The organism is Microcoleus sp. PH2017_08_TRC_O_A, from assembly GCF_020738665.1.
Taxonomy (GTDB): domain Bacteria; phylum Cyanobacteriota; class Cyanobacteriia; order Cyanobacteriales; family Microcoleaceae; genus Microcoleus.
In genome coordinates this window covers 1-3,585 of sequence record NZ_JAEQCE010000179.1, presented here as the reverse complement: position 1 = coordinate 3,585, position 3,585 = coordinate 1, and the positions used below count along the sequence as shown (strand labels likewise).

The window sequence follows — 3,585 nt, the reverse complement described above, 5'->3', positions numbered from 1 at the left end:
CGGCCTCTGCATCTGTGGCAAGATTGTCTAATGAAATAGTTGTCTCTAATTCTGTATAAGTCCGAGCGCTTGTCGGTGAAACAACGGGCGGATTGTTGTTTGAGTTGGAGTTATTGAAATCATCGAGTAATTGCTGCCCCAAAGTTGTATTGCGCCACTCCCTGTTGGGGTTGATAAGCGTATCGAGACTGGGCGCGCTGCCTGTAGCGCCACTGATTTTAAAGATTACGTCATTGTAGTCGCCGTCTGTGGCAGAACCTGCCCACATATCTTCGAGGGCAAAAGCGTTGCCGTTCCCTGTAATGTCGGCTATTGGGAGCAGGTAAGATGTATTGTTGGGATTGGCAGATCCAATGGAGAGTAAAGGACGGTGTTCGGGGAATATGTCTCCCAGCCACGGGTGTTGGTAGGCTAGCTGCACGCCGCCGCTAGGTACGAGCATCACCGCGAAGCTGTCTCCCGGTGTCATGTTGAAGGTTTTGATGCCTTGATATTGTCCCGCACCGAAATCGGATTCGGACGGCATCGCACCGGTGAATTTTGCCCCTTCTGTAGAGTCGTGGATTACAACGTGTCCTAATGTTGAATTGGTTAGAACTCTCCTGGCTGCTTCGGCAGTGAATTCAGGAGTACCGGGGATGAATGCTTCCATGCCGGTTAGGCTGAAAATGCCTAATTCTCCCTCATAGTAACCGCCGTCAAATGTATAGTCAAACTTGACTAATCCTGTTGCGCCTACGATAAATGTGCCTGGTGTTTGCGAATTAGCTGTTACTGCAATTGAGAGCAAAGTTGCGGAGTTGCTGGTACGCTGTATCGCAGCAGGTTGACTTTCACTTATGCTGTCGGCAAATTGAGTGGGTTTTTCTACTAACAGCAATTCATCGCTTGGAGTTGCAGCGGATTTTGAAGGCAGCAATTCATCGCTTGGAGTTTCAACTGCTTCTGGTGTGAAGGTGACAGCGATGTCTTTAAGTGTATCGACAGCAGAGACGCCAGCTAAGAAGTCTGTTTCTGGAGACAATTGTTTGGCAACGCTTGAAGCGAGAAATTCTGTATTGCTGCTTAGCAATTGCCCGCCAACATCGCCAGTTATGGAGTCTGTTTGTTGTGGCTGTTGTTCGAGAATTCTGGGAATGGGCGAGTCTGTTTGCAGCAGAGATTGTTCGATTTGTTGGGAAGCGGTATCAATTACAATTGAGTCAGCTTCTGCTGTAGATTGTTCGATCCTTAAAGTTCCAACTGCATTGGTTTGGCTCCCTTCACCAGTTGCTGGTTTGGTAACATTCAAGTCGGTACCAACTGGCTGTTTTATAATTGGATTAACATCAACATTGATTGTAGAAGTATCTCCGTTTTCTAATGCTATTGTGGTTGTCGGAACCTCAGTGATTTCTGCTATTGTGGTTGTCGGAACCTCAGTAGTTTCCCTTGATGTTGTATTTGTTGGTATTGCGACAGGTGTGATTTCAGATGCACCAATTTTTGTGTTAGCGTTCGTTGGAAGAGTTAAAGGCTGAGCAGGGGAAAATGAGGGTTGTTTATCGGAGTTGTTTGTTGGGACAATCGCGAGATTTGCCGATGGTTTTTCCGCAGCTAATTTGTCTGAACTAACGGTAGTTTGAGATTTATCGTTTGAGTTAGTTGCACCCTTAACTGCAACATTTGGGGGTTGTTTGTCTGAGCCTAGCTTATCTGAAGGAACAGCAGTTTGAGATTCTTTGTCTGACTTGGTTTGATTGACAACTGCAACATTTGATGATTGTTGTTCATAAGGAGTGCTGCCGATTGAGGGAAAATTGGGACTAGCAATAATCGTTTTTGCTGAATCTGTTGTTGGAACTGACTCAGATATTTCTGATGAATTTGCACTTTTATTTGGTATTGTTGGCTCGGCAAAAGTCTGCTCAATCTTCTCTTGAGAGGGCTTAGTTGTCTCGGCAGTGCCAACACTAATAACGGTTGGGCTAGAAGGTGCTAGTTCTGTTTTTTCTTGCGGTTTTTCTTCTAAACCTGAAACAGCCGTAGGTTCTTTTATTTGCGTTGGGCTGCTGTCAGATATACCAATACTTGATGGTAATGATTCTGCTTTTGACGGTTCTTTGCTGCCTGAATTGTCTACTATTGATGCTGTCTGAGGTTTTTGGGCATCAACATCAGGTGTTAATTCTGTTTTATGCAATTTGGAAGTGTCAGAGCTGATTATTGATTCTGTCTTCGGTTTGCCTGCATCAGCACCTATTGGTTCTGTTTTTGGAGATGATTCCTTGTTTGATTCAGTAATTAGTGAGTCAGTTTTCGGCGATTCTTCAGACGTTGTGGCAATTACTGAGTCGGTTTTTGGCAAGTCTTTAGGCGGATTAGCAATTACCGAGTCGGTTTTTGAGGTGTCTTTGGGTGCCGTCTCAATTAGTGAGTCGGTTTTCGAGGTGTCTTCAGACGTTGTATCAATTACTGGATCGGTTTTCGAGGTGTCTTTGGGCTTTGTATCAATTACTGAATCAGTTTTCGAGGTGTCTTTGGGCTTCGTATCAATTACCGAGTCGGTTTTAGTCTCTGCTGTGGAAGCAGAACCCATCAATTTTTTAGCTAGCTCCGAGTGGCTGCTTTGCTGTTCAGAATTAATGAATCGACTCAGGGGTGCGATTTTGGATGTAGCGCCTGTTATTTTAAATATGATATCGTTGTAATCGCGGTCGCTGCCTTGACTTACCCCCATGTCTTCCATGACAAAGAGTTTTCCTTCTCCTGTAATGTCAGCAATTTGACCGATATTAAAGCCGTCGTTGGGGTTGGTTGTAAAGATTGAAAATAGGGGTCGTTTGTCGCCGGCAATTGTGGGATTGTCGTATACTTGCTGTACTGTGCCGTTGGGTACTAGGAGGAAACAAAAATCGTCTCCTGGTGTCATGGCAAATGTTTTTGTGCCGAGGTAGGCTCCTGAGTTGAAGTTTTCACCTGTGGGATTGGAGTAATACGCTCCTTCTGAATTGTCAGAAATTGCGATGTAACCGGATGGGGAGTTGCTTAAGGCGCGTCGGGCTGCTTCTTTGATAAATGCTTCGGAACCTGGAACAAATTTGTCCATTCCTCGTAGGCTGACGATGGCTAGCTGTCCTTGATACCAGCCTCCGTCGTATTTGTATTCTATGCTGACTTTACCTGTTTGCTCTACTTTGAAGGCGTTTAAGTCGAAGTTGGCATTTTGGTCGGTAATATTGTTCGGTATTGGTTTGGTTAGTTCTTCATTTTTGTTGGATGGTACGGTAACTGGTGGGGTTGGATTTGCTGAGCTGCTGTTTGAAGAACCGGGATTTGTGAGGCTATCTGCGGGTGATGTGTCGGCTGGTACGGTTTTTGATGGTAATAACTCTTGAGATTTAGCAGTTGCGGTGTCGCCGGTGAGCGGGTCTACTTTTTTATCTGTGTTTGAGCTTGAGTCTTTTTTAGGAGTGCTAGTTAGTAGGGAACTATCGTTATGGAGTGAGCAGGGCTATTTCATTCTAAACAGCTTCTTCAAAACGTCTAGACCATAGCCAGCGAGCCGTTGTGCCTGTGCCATATTTGTTTCTCCAGCTTCTCGAT

General features: G+C 45.1%; 2 protein-coding genes. One reads left to right on the top strand and one right to left on the bottom strand.

Going from position 1 to position 3,585, the window contains the following annotated elements:
- The coding region (locus tag JGK22_RS32730) for a DUF4114 domain-containing protein (protein WP_293209089.1) at window positions 1-3,088 on the bottom strand (3,088 nt) is incomplete at its 3' end.
- Window positions 3,089-3,149: 61 nt separating this feature from the next.
- On the opposite strand from JGK22_RS32730, the gene JGK22_RS32725 reads away from it, so the two are divergent.
- Window positions 3,150-3,377, top strand: coding sequence for a hypothetical protein (locus JGK22_RS32725; protein WP_293209087.1), 228 nt, complete (start codon window positions 3,150-3,152; stop codon window positions 3,375-3,377).
- The last annotated feature ends 208 nt before the right edge of the window (window positions 3,378-3,585 follow it).

Coding starts and splice junctions, on each gene's coding strand:
- JGK22_RS32725 (WP_293209087.1), top strand. CDS start 3,150: ATGCTGACTTTACCTGTTTGCTCTACTTTGAAGGCGTTTAAGTCGAAG.